Origin of the sequence: Stenotrophomonas sp. GD03877 (genome assembly GCF_029840555.1) — a bacterium.
In the GTDB taxonomy this organism is placed as follows: domain Bacteria; phylum Pseudomonadota; class Gammaproteobacteria; order Xanthomonadales; family Xanthomonadaceae; genus Stenotrophomonas; species Stenotrophomonas geniculata.
Genome location: NZ_JAOCCT010000038.1, coordinates 1 through 16000, shown reverse-complemented (window position 1 = coordinate 16000; position 16000 = coordinate 1). Strand labels below are relative to the sequence as shown.

Annotated in this window: 14 protein-coding genes; 7 read left to right on the top strand and 7 right to left on the bottom strand. The window is 67.1% G+C overall.

Translation table 11 applies throughout. The features are described 5' to 3' along the window. Positions 1-75: 75 nt before the first annotated feature. The 5 genes from N5D20_RS21195 to prpB all read right to left on the bottom strand — a co-directional run bounded on the left by N5D20_RS21195 (position 76) and on the right by prpB (position 7693). Entirely contained in the window at positions 76-1536 is a 1461-nt protein-coding gene (locus N5D20_RS21195) for a bifunctional 2-methylcitrate dehydratase/aconitate hydratase (RefSeq protein WP_197579296.1), read from the bottom strand. Positions 1537-1660: 124 nt separating this feature from the next. After that, positions 1661-2839, bottom strand: a complete 1179-nt coding sequence (prpF, locus tag N5D20_RS21190; protein ID WP_197579297.1) for a 2-methylaconitate cis-trans isomerase PrpF — start codon at positions 2837-2839, stop codon at positions 1661-1663. 50 nt (positions 2840-2889) lie between these two features. Continuing rightward, positions 2890-5508, bottom strand: coding sequence for a Fe/S-dependent 2-methylisocitrate dehydratase AcnD (gene acnD / locus N5D20_RS21185; protein ID WP_197579298.1), 2619 nt, complete (start codon positions 5506-5508; stop codon positions 2890-2892). A 97-nt stretch (positions 5509-5605) separates the two neighbouring features. Continuing rightward, positions 5606-6763 carry a 2-methylcitrate synthase gene (gene prpC, locus N5D20_RS21180; protein WP_010482770.1) on the bottom strand — a complete coding sequence of 386 codons (1158 nt, stop codon included), beginning with the start codon at positions 6761-6763 and terminating at the stop codon, positions 5606-5608. Between the two features lie 36 nt (positions 6764-6799). After that, positions 6800-7693: a methylisocitrate lyase gene (gene prpB / locus N5D20_RS21175; protein WP_054172333.1), complete on the bottom strand. Its 894-nt coding sequence runs from the start codon at positions 7691-7693 to the stop codon at positions 6800-6802. A 154-nt stretch (positions 7694-7847) separates the two neighbouring features. Here prpB and prpR point away from each other — a divergent pair, with 154 nt between their 5' ends. Next, the gene (gene prpR, locus N5D20_RS21170; RefSeq protein WP_054172324.1) at positions 7848-9431 is read left to right on the top strand and encodes a propionate catabolism operon regulatory protein PrpR; all 1584 of its coding nucleotides are present in this window, start codon (positions 7848-7850) and stop codon (positions 9429-9431) included. Positions 9432-9488: 57 nt separating this feature from the next. Here the strand turns inward: prpR and pdxH are convergent, their stop codons facing one another. Continuing rightward, the gene (gene pdxH / locus N5D20_RS21165) at positions 9489-10088 is read right to left on the bottom strand and encodes a pyridoxamine 5'-phosphate oxidase (protein ID WP_049435253.1); all 600 of its coding nucleotides are present in this window, start codon (positions 10086-10088) and stop codon (positions 9489-9491) included. A 40-nt stretch (positions 10089-10128) separates the two neighbouring features. On the opposite strand from pdxH, the gene N5D20_RS21160 reads away from it, so the two are divergent. Further along, the gene (locus N5D20_RS21160) at positions 10129-10956 is read left to right on the top strand and encodes a kinase (RefSeq protein WP_197579299.1); all 828 of its coding nucleotides are present in this window, start codon (positions 10129-10131) and stop codon (positions 10954-10956) included. Positions 10957-10962: 6 nt separating this feature from the next. Here N5D20_RS21160 and N5D20_RS21155 read toward each other — a convergent pair whose 3' ends face one another. Beyond that, positions 10963-11166 (bottom strand): dodecin family protein, encoded by a 204-nt coding sequence (locus N5D20_RS21155; protein WP_049435250.1) that lies wholly within the window; start codon positions 11164-11166, stop codon positions 10963-10965. 99 nt (positions 11167-11265) lie between these two features. Between N5D20_RS21155 and N5D20_RS21150 the strand changes: the two genes are divergently transcribed. From N5D20_RS21150 to mdtD, 5 genes are all read left to right on the top strand, one after another. Next, on the top strand, positions 11266-11808 hold the full coding sequence (locus tag N5D20_RS21150; protein ID WP_010482764.1) for a shikimate kinase: 543 nt from the start codon (positions 11266-11268) through the stop codon (positions 11806-11808). Continuing rightward, positions 11805-12917, top strand: a complete 1113-nt coding sequence (aroB, locus tag N5D20_RS21145; RefSeq protein ID WP_197579300.1) for a 3-dehydroquinate synthase — start codon at positions 11805-11807, stop codon at positions 12915-12917. The genes N5D20_RS21150 and aroB overlap by 4 nt, the downstream gene beginning before the upstream one ends. 120 nt (positions 12918-13037) lie before the next feature. Then, positions 13038-13277: a WGR domain-containing protein gene (locus tag N5D20_RS21140; protein ID WP_019336384.1), complete on the top strand. Its 240-nt coding sequence runs from the start codon at positions 13038-13040 to the stop codon at positions 13275-13277. Positions 13278-13303: 26 nt separating this feature from the next. Continuing rightward, a complete protein-coding gene (hemE, locus tag N5D20_RS21135) occupies positions 13304-14386 on the top strand; it encodes a uroporphyrinogen decarboxylase (RefSeq protein ID WP_019336385.1) in 1083 nt (360 codons plus the stop codon). A 92-nt stretch (positions 14387-14478) separates the two neighbouring features. Further along, positions 14479-15888 (top strand): multidrug transporter subunit MdtD, encoded by a 1410-nt coding sequence (gene mdtD / locus N5D20_RS21130; protein ID WP_010482759.1) that lies wholly within the window; start codon positions 14479-14481, stop codon positions 15886-15888. The last annotated feature ends 112 nt before the right edge of the window (positions 15889-16000 follow it).

The following is a 16000-nucleotide window of genomic DNA, read 5'->3' as shown; positions in this document are numbered from 1 at the left end:
GCGGGGTCCGTGGATGCCAACCTTGGTTGGCATGGGGCCCGTGCCAACGAAGGTTGGCACCCACCAAGGTGCCCCCTACCCCGGCAGGTACAGGTCCACGTAGTCGGTCACCGGCATCGCCGCCAGCGCCACCGGGTCCAGCGATGCGGCCAGGATGCGCTGCTGCTGGACGGTCGGGAAGCGATGGGCCAGGTGCCGGCGGAACTTGTCCATCAGCAGCGGAATCCCCTCTTCGCGGCGTCGGGCGTGGCCGAGCGGGTATTCCACCAGTACCTCCGGCAATTCGCTGCCGTCGGTAAAGCGCACGCTCAGGCCGTTGGCGATGCTGCGCTTGTCCGGATCCAGATAATCCGCGCTGAGCTGCGGGTCTTCATGGCAGGCCATCTTCGCGCGCAGCGCATCAATGCGCGGATCGGCGGCAACGTCGTCCTCGTAATCCTCGGCCACCAGCCGCCCGTGCAGCAACGCGATGGCGACCATGTACTGCACGCAGTGATCGCGGTCGGCCGGGTTATGCAACGGCCCCTGCTTGTCGATGATGCGGATGCAGGCTTCCTGGGTGCGGATGGCGATGTGCGCGATGTCCTCGGCCCGCCGTCCCATCGCGCGCAGCTGCTGGTGCAGCGTGACCGCCGCCTCCACTGCGGTCTGGCCATGGAACTCGGCCGGGTAACTGATCTTGAACAGCACGTTCTCCATCACATAGCTGCCCAGTGGTCGCCCCAGCGTCAGTGCCTGACCGTGCATGGATACAGCCTCGAAGCCCCAGGTCGGCGCGCTCAGCACGCTGGGGTAGCCCATCTCGCCGCTGGCTGCCATCAGCGCCAGACGCACGCCACGACTGGTCGCATCGCCAGCGGCCCAGCTCTTGCGCGAGCCGGTATTGGGCGCGTGCCGGTAGGTACGCAGCGCCTGGCCATCAACCCAGGCCAGCGACACTGCATTGAGCATGCGTTCGCGGTCCAGGCCGAGCAGCTGCGCGACCACGGCGGTGGTGGCCACCTTGACCAGCACCACATGGTCCAGCCCGACGCGGTTGAAGGAATTCTGCAGGGCCAGCACGCCCTGGATCTCGTGCGCCTTGATCATCGCCAGCAGCACGTCGTGCACGGTCGGCGGCGGACGACGCAGGGCCTGCGCGTTGCGCCCCAGCCAATCAAGGACGGCAAGGATGCCGCCCAGGTTGTCCGATGGATGGCCCCATTCGGCGGCCAGCCAGGTGTCGTTGAAATCGAGCCAGCGCACCATTGCGCCGATGTTGAAGGCGGCCTGCACCGGGTCCAGCACGTAGTGCGTGCCCGGTACGCGCGCGCCGTTGACCACGCTGATGCCCGGAACCAGTGGACCGAGCAGTTTGCTGCAGGCCGGGAAGGATAGCGCTTCCAGGCCGCAGCCCAGCGTATCAAGCAGGCAGTGATGCGCGGTCTGGAACGCCAGCGGTGAGTCGATGCGGGCGTCACGCACGTAATCGACGATATCCACCAGCAGCGCATCCCACGCTGCACGCTCGTTGGATGGGGTGTGGTTGTCGGACATCGTCGATCTCCTCGTTGCGGTGCGCAGTTGCCCGCGCACCATGCCAACCAAGGTTGGCATCTACCAAAGCAATCGGTCTCTGCGGCCCGGTAGTCGCCAACCCTGGTTGGCGTTTACCAGTACATCATTCGGCCGGCACCCGCACCTTGCCTTCCATCAGCACACGGGCGCTGCGGCTCATGATGGCCTTGGTCACTGTCCACTGGCCGTCAACGAGACCAGCCTGCGCACCCACGCGCAACGTGCCCGAGGGATGGCCGAAGGTCACCGCCTCACGTTCGCCGCCACCGGCGGCGCGATTGACGAGCGTGCCCGGGATTGCCGCGGCGGTACCGATCGCCACCGCCGCGGTACCCATCATCGCGTGGTGCAGCTTGCCCATCGACAACGCACGCGCGTGCAGGTCGATGGCCGACGCCGGGATCGCCTTGCCGCTGGACGACACGTAGTCCTGCGCCGGTGCCACGAAGGCCACCTTCGGCGTGTGCTGGCGGGTCGCCGCGTCTTCCAGGTTCCTGATCAGACCCATGCGCAAGGCGCCGTAGGCGCGGATCTTCTCGAAGCGCTCCAGCGCTCCCTTGTCCTCGTTGATCGCCGGCTGCAGCTCGGTACCGGTGTAGCCCAGGTCGGCGGCGTTGAGGAAGATCGTCGGGATGCCGGCGGTGATCATGGTCACCTCGAAGCTGCCCACGCCCGGCACCTCCAGGGTGTCTACCAGATTGCCAGTCGGGAACATCGCACCCGCGTCGCCATCATCGGACGGATCGATGAATTCGAGCTGGATCTCGGCCGCCGGGAAGGTCACGCCGTCCAGTTCGAAATCGCCGATCTCCTGCACTTCGCCGTCGCGCATCGGCACGTGGGCGATGATGGTCTTGCCGATGTTGGCCTGCCAGATGCGCACGGTGCACAGGCCATCGCGCGGCACGCGGGCGGGATCGATCAGGCCATTGGCAATCGCGAACGGGCCGACCGCGGTGCTGAGGTTGCCGCAGTTGCCGCTCCAATCAACGAAGGCGGTGTCGATCGAGACCTGGCCGTACAGATAGTCCACGTCGTGGTCCGGCACCGAGGCGGTGGAGATGATCACGCACTTGCTTGTGCTGGAGGTGGCGCCGCCCATGCCGTCGGTCTGCTTGCCATACGGATCGGGCGAGCCGATCACGCGCATCAGCAGCGCATCGCGCGCGGGACCCGGCACCTGCGCGGATTCGGGCAGGTCCTGCAGGCGGAAGAACACGCCCTTGCTGGTGCCACCGCGCATGTAGGTGGCGGGAATGCGGAGTTGGGGGAGAAATGCCATGAAAGATCCCTTGCAATGAAAGACGGCCCGTTGCCGGGCCGTCGGTTGCGTCACGCTACCTTGGCGCCTTCCAGGAAGTCCTGTGCGAAGCGCTGCAGCACGCCGCCGGCTTCGTAGATCGCCACTTCCTCGTCACTGTCCAGGCGGCAGGTGACCGGCACGATCAGGTCCTGGCCGTCGCGGCGGTGGATGACCAGGGTCAGGTCGGCGCGCGGGGTGCGCTCGCCCACCACGTCGAAGGTCTCGGTGCCATCGATGCCCAGGGTCAGGCGGGTGGTGCCCGGCTTGAACTCCAGCGGCAGCACGCCCATGCCGATCAGGTTGGTACGGTGGATGCGTTCGAAGCCCTCGGCCACGATCGCTTCCACGCCGGCCAGGCGCACGCCCTTGGCGGCCCAGTCGCGCGAGCTGCCCTGGCCGTAGTCGGCACCGGCAATGATGATGAGCGGCTGCTTGCGCTCCATGTAGGTCTCGATCGCTTCCCACATGCGCATCACCTTACCCTCCGGCTCCACGCGCGCCAGCGAACCCTGCTTCACGCTGCCATCGTCGTTGCGCACCATCTCGTTGAACAGCTTCGGATTGGCGAAGGTGGCGCGCTGCGCAGTCAGGTGATCACCGCGATGCGTGGCATAGGAATTGAAGTCCTCTTCCGGCAGGCCCATCTTCGCCAGGTATTCGCCGGCGGCACTCGAAGCCATGATCGCGTTGGACGGCGACAGGTGGTCGGTGGTGATGTTGTCCGGCAGCACGGCGAGCGCGCGCATGCCAGCCAGCGTACGCTCACCGGCCAGTGCACCCTCCCAGTACGGCGGGCGGCGGATGTAGGTGCTCTGCGGGCGCCAGTCGTACAGCGGGCTGACCGCAGCGCCGTTCTCCACGCGCACGTTGAACATCGGGTTGTAGACCTTGCGGAACTGCTCGGGCTTCACCGAGGCCTTCACCACCGCGTCGATCTCGGCATCGCTTGGCCAGATGTCCTTCAAGCGCACTTCGTTGCCCTCGGCATCCACGCCCAGCACGTCCTTCTCGATATCGAAGCGGACGGTGCCGGCGATGGCGTAGGCGATCACCAGCGGCGGCGACGCCAGGAAAGCCTGCTTCGCATACGGGTGGATGCGGCCATCGAAGTTGCGGTTGCCCGACAGCACGGCCGTGGCGTACAGGTCCCGGTCGATGATCTCCTGCTGGATGGCCGGATCGAGCGCGCCGCTCATGCCGTTGCAGGTGGTGCAGGCGAAGGCGACGATGCCGAAGCCCAGCTTTTCCAGGTCCGGCAGCAGGCCGGCCTCTTCCAGGTACAGCTGCACCGCCTTCGAGCCGGGCGCCAACGAGGACTTCACCCACGGCTTGCGCAGCAGGCCACGTTCATTGGCCTTGCGCGCCAGCAGTGCGGCGGCGATCACGTTGCGCGGGTTTGAGGTGTTGGTGCAGCTGGTGATGGCGGCGATGATCACCGCGCCATCCGGCATCAGGCCCTGCGCCTGCTCGGCCTTGCCGGCTTCCAGCTTGGCTTCGTCGGCGATGCCGCGCTCGGCCAGTTCGGCAGTGGCCACGCGCTTGTGCGGGTTGGACGGGCCAGCCATGTTGCGCACCACGCTGGACAGGTCAAAGCGCAGCACGCGTTCGTACTGCGCGGTGGCCAGGTCATCGGCCCACAGGCCGGTGGTACGCGCGTAGTTTTCCACCAGCGCTACCTGCGATTCCTCGCGGCCGGTCAGGCGCAGGTAGTCGATGGTTTGCCCGTCGATGTAGAACATCGCGGCGGTGGCACCGTATTCGGGGCACATGTTGGAGATGGTGGCGCGGTCACCGATGGTCAGTGCCGCGGCACCCTCGCCGAAGAATTCAAGCCACGCGCCGACCACGCGTTCCTTGCGCAGGAACTCGGTGAGGGCCAGTACCACGTCGGTAGCGGTGATGCCCGGCTGCGGGCGGCCACTCAGTTCGACACCGACGGTGTCGGGCAGGCGCATCCACGACGCGCGGCCCAGCATCACGTTCTCCGCCTCCAGGCCGCCAACGCCGATGGCGATCACGCCCAATGCATCCACGTGAGGGGTGTGGCTGTCGGTGCCCACGCAGGTATCCGGGAAGGCCACGCCGTCCTGCACGTAGACCACCGGCGACATCTTCTCCAGATTGATCTGGTGCATGATGCCGTTACCTGGCGGAATCACGTCCACGTTCTCGAAGGCCAGCTTGGTCCAGTCGATGAAGTGGAAACGGTCTTCATTGCGGCGGTCTTCAATGGCGCGGTTCTTCTCGAACGCCTGCGGATCGAAACCACCACATTCCACTGCCAGCGAGTGATCGACGATCAGCTGCACCGGCACCACCGGGTTGACCTTGGCCGGGTCACCCCCCTTGTCGGCGATCGCATCACGCAACCCCGCCAGGTCGACCAGCGCGGTCTGGCCGAGGATGTCGTGGCACACCACGCGCGCCGGGAACCACGGGAAATCCAGGTCGCGACGGCGCTCGATCAGCTGCTTCAGCGAATCGCCGAGCGTGGCCGGATCGCAGCGGCGCACCAGGTTCTCGGCCAGCACGCGCGAGGTGTACGGCAGGGTGGCATAGGCGCCGGGCTGGATCGCATCGACAGCGGCACGCGCGTCGAAATAATCCAGCGCGCTGCCGGGGAGGTTCTTGCGGTAATCGGTATTCATGGGCTGGCGGAGTGCTTGAGGCGGGCCGGGTGCCGGCGGTGCGGCGGCGAAAGCATCCGGCCGGCACGCGGCCGGCCGGATGGGTACAGCAGGTGGATCAGACGCGCTTGTCGATGGCGACGAAGTCGCGGTCTTCCGGACCGATGTAGTTGGCGCTCGGGCGGATGATCTTGCCGTCGATGCGCTGCTCGACGATGTGCGCGCTCCAGCCGGCGGTGCGGGCGATCACGAACAGGGGAGTGAACATCGCGGTCGGCACGCCCATCATGTGGTAGCTCACGGCGCTGAACCAGTCCAGGTTCGGGAACATCTTCTTGATGTCCCACATCACCGACTCCAGGCGCTCGGCGATGTCGTACATCTTCATGCTGGACTGCTCTTCGGACAGCTCGCGGGCCACGTCCTTGATCACCTTGTTGCGCGGATCGGAGACGGTGTAGACCGGGTGGCCGAAACCGATCACCACTTCCTTGCGCTCGACGCGGGCCTTGATGTCTTCCTCGGCCTCATCGGGGGTGTCGTAGCGCTTCTGTACCTCGAACGCCACTTCGTTGGCACCGCCGTGCTTCGGACCGCGCAGCGCGCCGATGCCACCGCAGATCGCGCTGTACATGTCGCTGCCGGTGCCGGCGATGACACGGCAGGTGAAGGTCGAGGCATTGAACTCGTGTTCCGCGTACAGGATCAGCGAGGTGTGCATCGCCTTCACCCACGATTCCTGCGGCTTCTCGCCGTGCAGCAGGTGCAGGAAGTGGCCACCGATCGAGTCATCGTCGGTTTCCACGTCGATGGCGCGGCCGTTGTGGCTCCAGTGGTACCAGTACAGCAGCATCGAACCGAGGCAGGCCATCAGCTTGTCGGCGATGTCACGTGCGCCCGGATGGTTGTGATCGTCCTTCTCCGGCGCCACGCAGCCGAGCACGGACACGCCGGTGCGCATCACGTCCATCGGGTGTGCCGACGGCGGCAACTCTTCCAGCGCCGCCTTCACCGCCGCCGGGATGCCACGCAGCGACTTCAGCTTGGCCTTGTACGAAACCAGCTCGGCGCGGGTCGGCAGCTTGCCGTGCACAAGCAGGTAGGCAATTTCCTCGAACTCGCTGGTGTTGGCCAGGTCCAGGATGTCGTAGCCACGGTAGTGCAGGTCGTTGCCACTACGGCCCACGCTGCACAGCGCGGTGTTGCCGGCAGCGGTGCCGGACAGGGCGACGGACTTCTTCGGCTTGAAGGTCGGGGTTGCGGTCGTATCGTTCATGTTTCCCTCCGAAAACTTGATGGTGCAGGGTACTGCTTATTTCTTGGCGGCGAACAGTGCATCGAGCTGCTGCTCGAACGCGTGGTAGCCGATGCGGTCGTAGAGTTCTTCGCGGGTCTGCATGGTCTCCACCACATTGCGCTGATGACCATCGCGGCGCACCGCCTGGTAGACGTTCTCGGCGGCCTTGTTGGCGGCGCGGAAAGCCGACAGCGGGAACAGCTGGATGGCAACACCGGCCGACGCCAGTTCATCGCGACTGAACAGCGGGGTGGCGCCGAACTCGGTGATGTTGGCCAGCACCGGCACCTTCACCGCGTCGACGAAGCGGCGGTAGGTCTCCAGGTCGTAGGCGGCCTCGGCAAAGATGCCATCGGCACCGGCCTCGACGCAGGCGATGGCGCGCTCGATGGCCTTGTCCACGCCGTCCACCTGGATGGCGTCGGTGCGCGCGATCAGGAAGAACTCCGGATCGGTCTTGGCATCGGCAGCCGCCTTCACGCGGTCGACCATTTCACCCTGCGAGACGATCTCCTTGCCCGGGCGGTGACCGCAGCGCTTGGCGCCGACCTGGTCTTCGATGTGGCAGGCGGCCGCGCCGGCCTTGATCAGCGACTTCACGGTGCGCGCGATGTTGAACGCGCTGGGGCCGAAGCCGGTGTCGATGTCGACCATCAGCGGCAGGTCGCAGACATCGGTGATGCGGCGCACGTCCACCAGCACGTCTTCCAGGGTGTTGATGCCCAGGTCCGGCAGGCCCAGCGAACCGGCAGCAACGCCGCCGCCGGACAGATAGATGGCGCGGAAGCCGGCGCGCTTGGCCAGCAAGGCGTGGTTGGCGTTGATCGCGCCGATCACCTGCAACGGCGATTCGGCAGCCAGCGCCTCACGGAAGCGGGCACCGGCAGAGAAAGGAGTGGAAGCGGTCATGCGGCAATCCAGGTTGAAGTACGGAAAAGAAAGCGCAAGCACCATGCCAAGCTGCAAGCCGTTGATTTCACGGGCATGACTGCCATGCAGTGGTGAAACAAATGAAACATTGAAACAGATGTATCATGAAACACCCCGTCCCACGCACGCCGCCATGTATCTGCCCCGCTCGCCCCTGCGCCACGCCGACGCCGACCCCGGTCGCCCGGTGATCTGGACCGTCAGCGTTTCGCGGCTGACCGGTCTGCTCGGCGACGTCATTCCGGAGTTCGACCGCCGCGCGCGCATCGAACAGATCAACCTCGGTTTCGAGGAAGCCGTGGACGTGATCGGCCAGCGCCTGCGCCGCGAGCACTGCGACGTGGTCATCGCAGGCGGCTCCAACGCGGCCTGGCTGCGCGGCCGGCTGGAGCTGCCGCTGGTGCCGATCCAGGCCAACGGCTTCGACCTGATGGAAGCGCTGGCCCGGGCACGACGGATCGCCAGCCGCATCGGCCTGGTCACCCACGCCAGCGACGTACCGGTGTTCAGCAACTTCCAGCAGAGTTTCGGCCTGGATATCGAGCATCGCCGTTTCGTCACCCGCGAGGACGCCCGCGACTGCATCGCTGACCTGCGCGCCAATGGCATCGAAGTGATCGTCGGCACCGGCATGGCCATCGATCACGCCGAACAGGCCGGCCTGCCCGGCGTGCTGCTGTACTCGGCCGACTCGGTGCGGCAGGCGTTCGAGCATGCGCTGGAACTGACCCAGACGCTGGCCCGCTCCAGTGGCAACCGATCCACCCCACGCCGGCGCCCGGCAGTACGGGCCGACGCGCATGAACTGCTCGGCGACAGCGATGCGATGGCACAGGTACGCGCACAGATCGCGCTTTATGCACCGCACGACAGCACCGTGCTGGTCAGTGGCGAAACCGGCACCGGCAAGGAACTGGTGGCACGCCAGCTGCACGCCGCCAGCGGTCGTCGTGGGCGCTTCGTCGCGCTGAACTGTGGCGCCATCAGCGAATCGCTGCTGGAGGCGGAGCTGTTCGGCTACAGCGATGGCGCCTTCACCGGCGCGCGGCGCGGCGGCCGCGTCGGCCTGGTCGAGGCCGCAGATGGCGGCACCTTGTTCCTGGATGAGATCGGCGAACTGCCGCTGCCGCTGCAGACCCGCCTGCTGCGCGTGCTGGAAGAGCGCGAAGTGCTGCGCGTGGGCGCAACCGAACCGACCCCGGTCGACCTGCGCGTGGTGGCCGCCACCCTGCAATCGCTGGAGCAGCGCGCGGCGACCGGGAGCTTCCGCCGCGATCTGTATTACCGCCTGGCCGCGCTGCGCATCGCCCTGCCCTCGCTGCGTGCCCGGCGCGGGGACATTCCGCTGCTGGCACAGCACTTCTTCCGCCAGCTGCGCGGCATCGACGCGCCACTGGACGAAGCTGCGATGGCAATGTTGACCACCGCCGAGTGGCCCGGCAACGTGCGCGAACTACGCAATCTGGTGGATCGCCTGCGCATCCACTGGCAGCCGGCTGAAGGGCCTATTGATGCTTCGCGACTGCTGCAGCTTGCGCCCGAGCTGACAAGCGAAGGCGCGACGGCACTGCCGCTGGAAAGCAACGGCAAACGCCCGCCGCGTGCGCAGCTGGAAGCATTGCTGCAGGAACATCGCAATGACCGCGAGGGCATGGCACAGGCGCTGGGCGTATCACGCACCACACTGTGGCGCTGGCTGCGCGCGGAGGGTCTGTAGAGCCGAGCCCATGCTCGGCTGCTTCTGCAGGGACAGCAGCCCCAGCACCGCCCCGACTTACGGGTACAACAGGCGCTTGCTCCAGCGGCCTTCGGCACCGGCTTCATAGCACCAGCGTTCGTGCAGGCGGAACTGCGCGCCGTACCAGAACTCGATGCGGTCAGGCACCACGCGCAGGCCGCTCCAGCCTTCAGGACGCGGCACGTCCTTGCCCTCGAAGCGGGCTTCGATCCCGGCAACGCGCGCGTCGAACTCTTCACGCGTTGCCAGCGTCTTCGATTGCTGCGAGGCCCAGGCGCCGATCTGGCTCATGCGTGGGCGGCTGGCGAAATAGGCGTCGGCCTCGGCATCGGCAACCTGCTCCACACGGCCTTCAATGCGCACCTGGATGCCGGCTTCGCGCAGGCTGCGCCACAGGAACAGCAGCGCGGCCTGCGGGTTGGCATGAAGTTCCTGGCCCTTGTGGCTGTCCAGGTGGGTGTAGAAGACGAAGCCACGCTCATCGAACGCCTTCAGCAGCACGGTACGTGCCGAGGGACGACCGTGCGTATCGGCAGTGGCCACGGTCATCGCGTTCGGCTCGACCTCGCGGCTCTGTTTGGCCTCTTCGAACAGGCCGGCAAACGTGGACAGGGCTTCGGCGTACAGGTCGCTCATGATTGCGTTCTTCTCACACGGATTGGGCTATTGTGGCTTCATGGCCGCTGCTGCGTATATGCCCCAGGTGAAAGGATTCCCCGAAACATTGGCCGAACAGGTGCTGGACGATGCACTGGGCAGCGGCGCAGCAGTTCCAGTATTGGCGATCAGCGGCCTGCAGGGGAGCGGCAAATCGACGCTGGCCGCGCAGGTGGTGGCACGTGCACAGGCACGCGGCCTGAACGCGGCGACGCTGTCGATCGATGATGTCTACCTGACCCGCGTGCAGCGCCAGCGACTGGCCCGCCAGGTGCACCCGCTGCTGATCACCCGCGGCCCGCCGGGCACTCACGACCTGCCGCTGGCCCATGCGGTATTGGACGCCGTGGCCGCGCGCCAACCCTTCGCATTGCCCCGCTTCGACAAGCTGGCCGACGAACGACTGCCCGAAGCGCAATGGCCACCTATCGAGCAGCCCCTCGACCTGCTGGTGTTCGAAGGCTGGTTCCTGGGCACGCCCGCTCAGAACGACGACGCACTGGACAGCCCACTGAACGCGCTGGAACGCGAAGCCGACGCCGACGGCCGCTGGCGTCGCTGGTGCAACCAGGCGCTGGCCCGCGACTACCCCGCGCTCTGGCAGCGCTGCGACCGCCTGTGGTTCCTGCAGCCGCCGGATTTTTCAGTGGTACCACGCTGGCGCTGGCAGCAGGAGCAGAACCTGCAGGCCGCGCAGCCGGGCCGGCACGGCATGAGCCGGCCACAACTGGAGCGCTTCGTGCAGTACTACGAGCGGGTCAGCCGCCAGGCGCTGCGTGCCCTGCCCGCCCTGGCCGACCACGTGGTGGTGCTGGACGGCCAGCGACAGGTGCAGGACGTGCGCTGAGCGCGACTATTCCACCAGGAAGGTCACCCGCAGGTTGACCCGCCATTCGGTGATCTCGCCACTGCCATTGGTGACCACCTTGGTCTCGTTCACCCAGGCGCCCTGGATGCCCTTGACCGTCCCGGAGACCTTTTTCAGCCCGCTGCGCACGGCGTCCTCCACGCTTTTCGGCGAGGAGGCGGTGATTTCGATGACCTTGGCGACCGTCATGGCCTGTACTCCGGCTGGCGCGGGAGACCCCCGCAGGAACGCCTACCCTGACGTGAAGAACGTAAAGGCCAGGGCACGGAGGTGTTAGCATCAGAGAGCATGAATCCTGCTCCGAACCTGATCCTGATCGGCCCGATGGGCGCCGGCAAAACCTGCATCGGCCGCCGCCTGGCCGAGCGCTTCACGCTGGACTTCGTCGACGTCGACCAGGCCATCGTCGATGCCGCCGGCGCCAGCATCCCGACCATCTTCGAGCACTCCGGCGAAGCCGGCTTCCGCAGCCATGAACGCGAGGCGCTTGCGCGCGTGCTGGAAGGCCGCGGCCAGCTGGTCTCCACCGGTGGCGGCGCGGTGCTGGATCCTGGCAATCGTGCACTGATCGCCCAGCGCGGCTTCGTGGTCTACCTGAGGGTCAGCGTGGCCGCGCAGCTGGAACGCCTGGCCCGCGACAAGGGCCGGCCGCTGCTGCAGCGCCCGGACCGCGAGCAGGTGCTGCACGATCTGGCCGCACACCGCGACCCGCTGTACCGCGAACTGGCCGACCTCACCCTCGATACCGACCCGTATACCGCTGCCGACGCGACCGCCCACCTGGTGGTCAAGCTGGCCACGCAATGGCAGCGCCAGGACCTGACCGCATGACTTCCCCCGCCCTGCTGCAGGTCGCCGTTGGCGGCGACCGCCCTTACACCATCACCATCGGCGCCGGTGCCCAGGCCGACGGCGCTGCGCTGGCCTCGCATGTTCGCGGCCGCCACGTGCTGCTGCTCAGTGACAGCGAAGTGGCCCCACGCTATCTGGACGCCGTGAAGCAGACGCTGTTGGCCGCACGCCCCGACCTGATCGTCGGCGAGCACGTGCTGGCCGCAGGCGAAGCCTCCAAGACCCTGGCCGAGTTCGGCCGTGCGATCGAAGCACTGGCCGCGCTTGGCGCCACCCGCGACGCCTGCGTGTTCGCCCTCGGCGGTGGCGTGGTCGGTGATCTCGCCGGTTTTGCAGCCGCCTGCTGGATGCGCGGCGTGGACTGCGTGCAGCTGCCGACCACCCTGTTGGCGATGGTCGATTCGTCGGTGGGCGGCAAGACCGCGGTCGACATTCCGGCCGGCAAGAACCTGGTCGGCGCCTTCCATCCGCCGCGCGCGGTCATTGCCGATACCCGCGTGCTGGCTACGCTGCCGCCGCGCGAACTGCGTGCCGGCCTGGCCGAAGTGGTGAAGTACGGCGCGCTGGGCGATGCCGTGTTCTTCGAATGGCTGCAGCAGCATGCCGATGCGCTGATCGCCGGTGAAGACAACGTGCTTTCCGAAGCCATCGCGCGCAGCTGCCGGCACAAGGCCGCCATCGTCGAGCGCGATCCGTTTGAGAAGGGCGAGCGTGCCCTGCTCAACCTGGGCCACACCTTCGGCCATGCCATCGAGACCGAACAGGGCTACTCGGCCCCGGGCCGCGATGCGCTGAACCACGGCGAGGCCGTGGCGGTGGGCATGGTGCTGGCGGCGAAGCTGTCCACCCACCTGGGCCTGGCCGAGGATGCCGACCGCGCGCGCCTGCAATCGCTTCTGGAACGCCTTGGCCTGCCGGTGGCGATTCCGGCCGGGCTGGACCCACAGGCCCTGCTGGGCCGCATGCGGCTGGACAAGAAGAACGTGGCCGGCCGCCTGCGCCTGGTGCTGTGGCGCGGCATGGGCCGTGCCGAGGTGGTGCCGGACGTGGATGAGGCGGCGGTGCTGAAGGTGCTGGGCGCGGGCTGACCTTTCCGCGTTCGCCGGGCATGGCCCGGCGCTGACGGATTGTGCTGCGGCATGAAGCGCAGCCGAGCGTGGGCTCGGCTCTACAGGTCCGTGCCGCCCCGGGGCGATACAATCGGCGCCATGCACGTCTACCTGCAACATCCCGACGCCGGTGCGCAGGCACCGCGCTTCCTGCGCCTGAGCCTGCAGCCGGATCTGTTCGGCGGCTGGGAACTGCTGCGCGAAAGCGGCCGCGTCGGTGCCCGCTCGCAGCTGCGGCGCGAGCTGTTCCTGCAGGCCGACGAAGCCCGCCATGCTTTCGAGAAGGCCCGCGATGCCGAACTGCATCGCGGCTTCCAGATCCTTTCGCACGGCGACTGACGCCGCTGCCAACTTTCGTCCAAGGAATGCCCATCGTGACCAGCCCTCTCCGCAATGATCGCCTGCTGCGCGCCCTGCGCCGCGAACCGGTGGACTGCACCCCCGTCTGGCTGATGCGCCAGGCCGGCCGCTACCTGCCGGAGTACCGCGCGACCCGGGCCAAGGCCGGCAGCTTCCTGGCCATGGCCAAGAATCCGGAGATCGCCTGCGAAGTCACCCTGCAGCCGCTGCGCCGCTTCCCCTTGGACGCGGCCATCCTGTTCTCGGACATCCTCACCATTCCCGACGCGATGGGCCTGGAGCTGTACTTCGTCGAAGGCGAAGGCCCGAAGTTCCGCCACCCGGTGCGTGATGAAGCGGCCATCGCCAGGCTGGCCGTGCCGGACATGGAACAGGACCTGGGCTATGTGATGGACGCGGTGCGCCTGATCCGCCGCGAACTGGATGGCCAGGTGCCGTTGATCGGCTTCTCCGGCAGCCCGTGGACGCTGGCCTGCTACATGGTGGAAGGCGGCGGCAGCAAGGACTTTGCGCGCATCAAGGCGATGGCGCTGAACCACCCCCAGGCCCTGCACCGCCTGCTGGAGGTCACCACTGAAGCGGTGATCGCCTACCTCGGCGCGCAGCGTGCGGCTGGTGCGCAGGCGCTGCAGGTGTTCGACACCTGGGGTGGCGTGCTGTCGCCGTCGATGTACCGCGAGTTCTCGCTGCGTTACCTGCAGCGCATTGCCGAGGGCCTGGAGCGTGGCGAAGGCAGCGAGCGCACGCCGCTGATCCTGTTCGGCAAGGGCACCGGCCTGCATCTGGAAGCGCTGTCGCAGACCGGCGCCGATGCGCTGGGCCTGGACTGGACGCTGGACCTGGACGAGGCCATGCGCCGCACCGGTGGCCGCGTTGCCCTGCAGGGCAACCTCGACCCGACCACGCTGTACGCCTCGCCGGATGCGATCGCCGCCGCTGCCGCACGCGTGCTCGACACCTATGCCGCGGGCAACGGTGGTTCGCGCGAGGGCCATGTGTTCAATCTTGGCCACGGCATGTCGCCGGACATGGACCCGGCGCACGTGCAGGTGCTGGTGGACGCGGTACACGCGCACAGCCAGCGCTGAGCATTCGGCATACGGTTGCGGCGCGATGTTGATCGCGCCGTGACCCGCAGTGCGCGATCATGGTCTCCCCCACGCTGCACCGGCCGCGCCCCATGTCCACCTCGCCATCGACCTACAACCGCCAGCGCCCCCTGCTGTGGTTGGTTTCGTTGGCGATCTTCATGCAGATGCTGGACTCGACCATCGTCAACACGGCGTTGCCGGCGATGGCCGCCAGCCTGGGCGAAAGCCCGCTGCAGATGCAGTCGGTGGTGTTCAGCTATGCGCTGGCGGTGGCTACCTTCATTCCCGCCTCCGGCTGGATCGCTGACCGCTACGGCACCCGCCGCACCTTCCTGGTGGCGATCATCCTGTTCACCCTCGGCTCGCTGGCCTGCGCGCTGGCCCAGCACCTGCACCAGCTGGTCGGTGCGCGCGTGCTGCAGGGCATCGGTGGCGCGATGCTGCTGCCGGTCGGTCGCCTGGCGGTGATGCGTTCGGTGCCGCGCGAGGATTTCCTGCGCGCGATGAGCTTCATCGCCATCCCCGCCCTGGTCGGCCCGTTGATCGGTCCGACGCTGGGCGGCTGGCTGGTCGAGATCGCCTCGTGGCACTGGGTGTTCCTGATCAACCTGCCGATCGGCGTGATCGGTTTCATCGCTGCGATGAAGATCATGCCGGACCACTACGCCAGCCATCGCACCCGCTTCGACCTGCGCGGCTACATCATGCTGGCCTTCGCGATGGTGGTGCTGTCACTGGCGCTGGACGGCATCTCTGGACTCGGCACGCCACATGCGCTGGTGATGCTGATGACCGTGGCCGGCCTGGCTGCGCTGGTGGGCTACTGGCTGCACGCCGCCAACTCCACCGCCCCCTTGTTCTCGCTGGCCCTGTTCCGCGTGCCCAGCTATCGCATCGGCATCCTCGGCAACCTGTTCTCGCGCATCGGCAGCAGCGCCATGCCGATGCTGATCCCGCTGCTGCTGCAGGTCGGCCTGGGCCTGGGCCCGATGAACGCCGGCCTGATGATGGTGCCGGTGGCGGCGGCCGGCATGGTATCGAAGAAGCTGGCGGTAAAGCTGGTTGAGCGCTACGGCTACCGCCGCGTGCTGATGGTCAACACCGTGCTGGTGGGCTTGGCGATGGCCAGCTTCATCCTGATGACACCGGGCCAGCACCTGGCCTGGCGCCTGCTGCAGCTGGCGTTCTTCGGCGCGGTCAATTCCCTGCAGTTCACCGTGATGAACACCGTGACCCTGCGCGACCTGGACCGCGAATTCGCCAGTTCCGGCAACAGCCTGCTGTCGATGGTGATGATGCTCGCCGCTGGTTTCGGTGCCGCCGCTGCGGGCAGCCTGCTGGCCGCGTTCGGCAACCACCTGGACAGCAACAGCGCGACCGCGGCGCTGCATGCGACGTTCCTGTGCGTGGGCGCGATCACGCTGACTTCGACGATGATCTTCTGGCAGCTGCCCGATACCAAGCCGGAGCCACGGCAGGTCGAGCACGTCGCGGAGTGAGGGTGGTTCGGCAGGGCCTGCGGCCCTGCACCTGCAGAGGCTTCAAGCCAAGGCAAAAGCAACAGCAAAAGCAGGCATTCCTTGGGATGGCGGGGCGGTGTGGGCTTGCAGG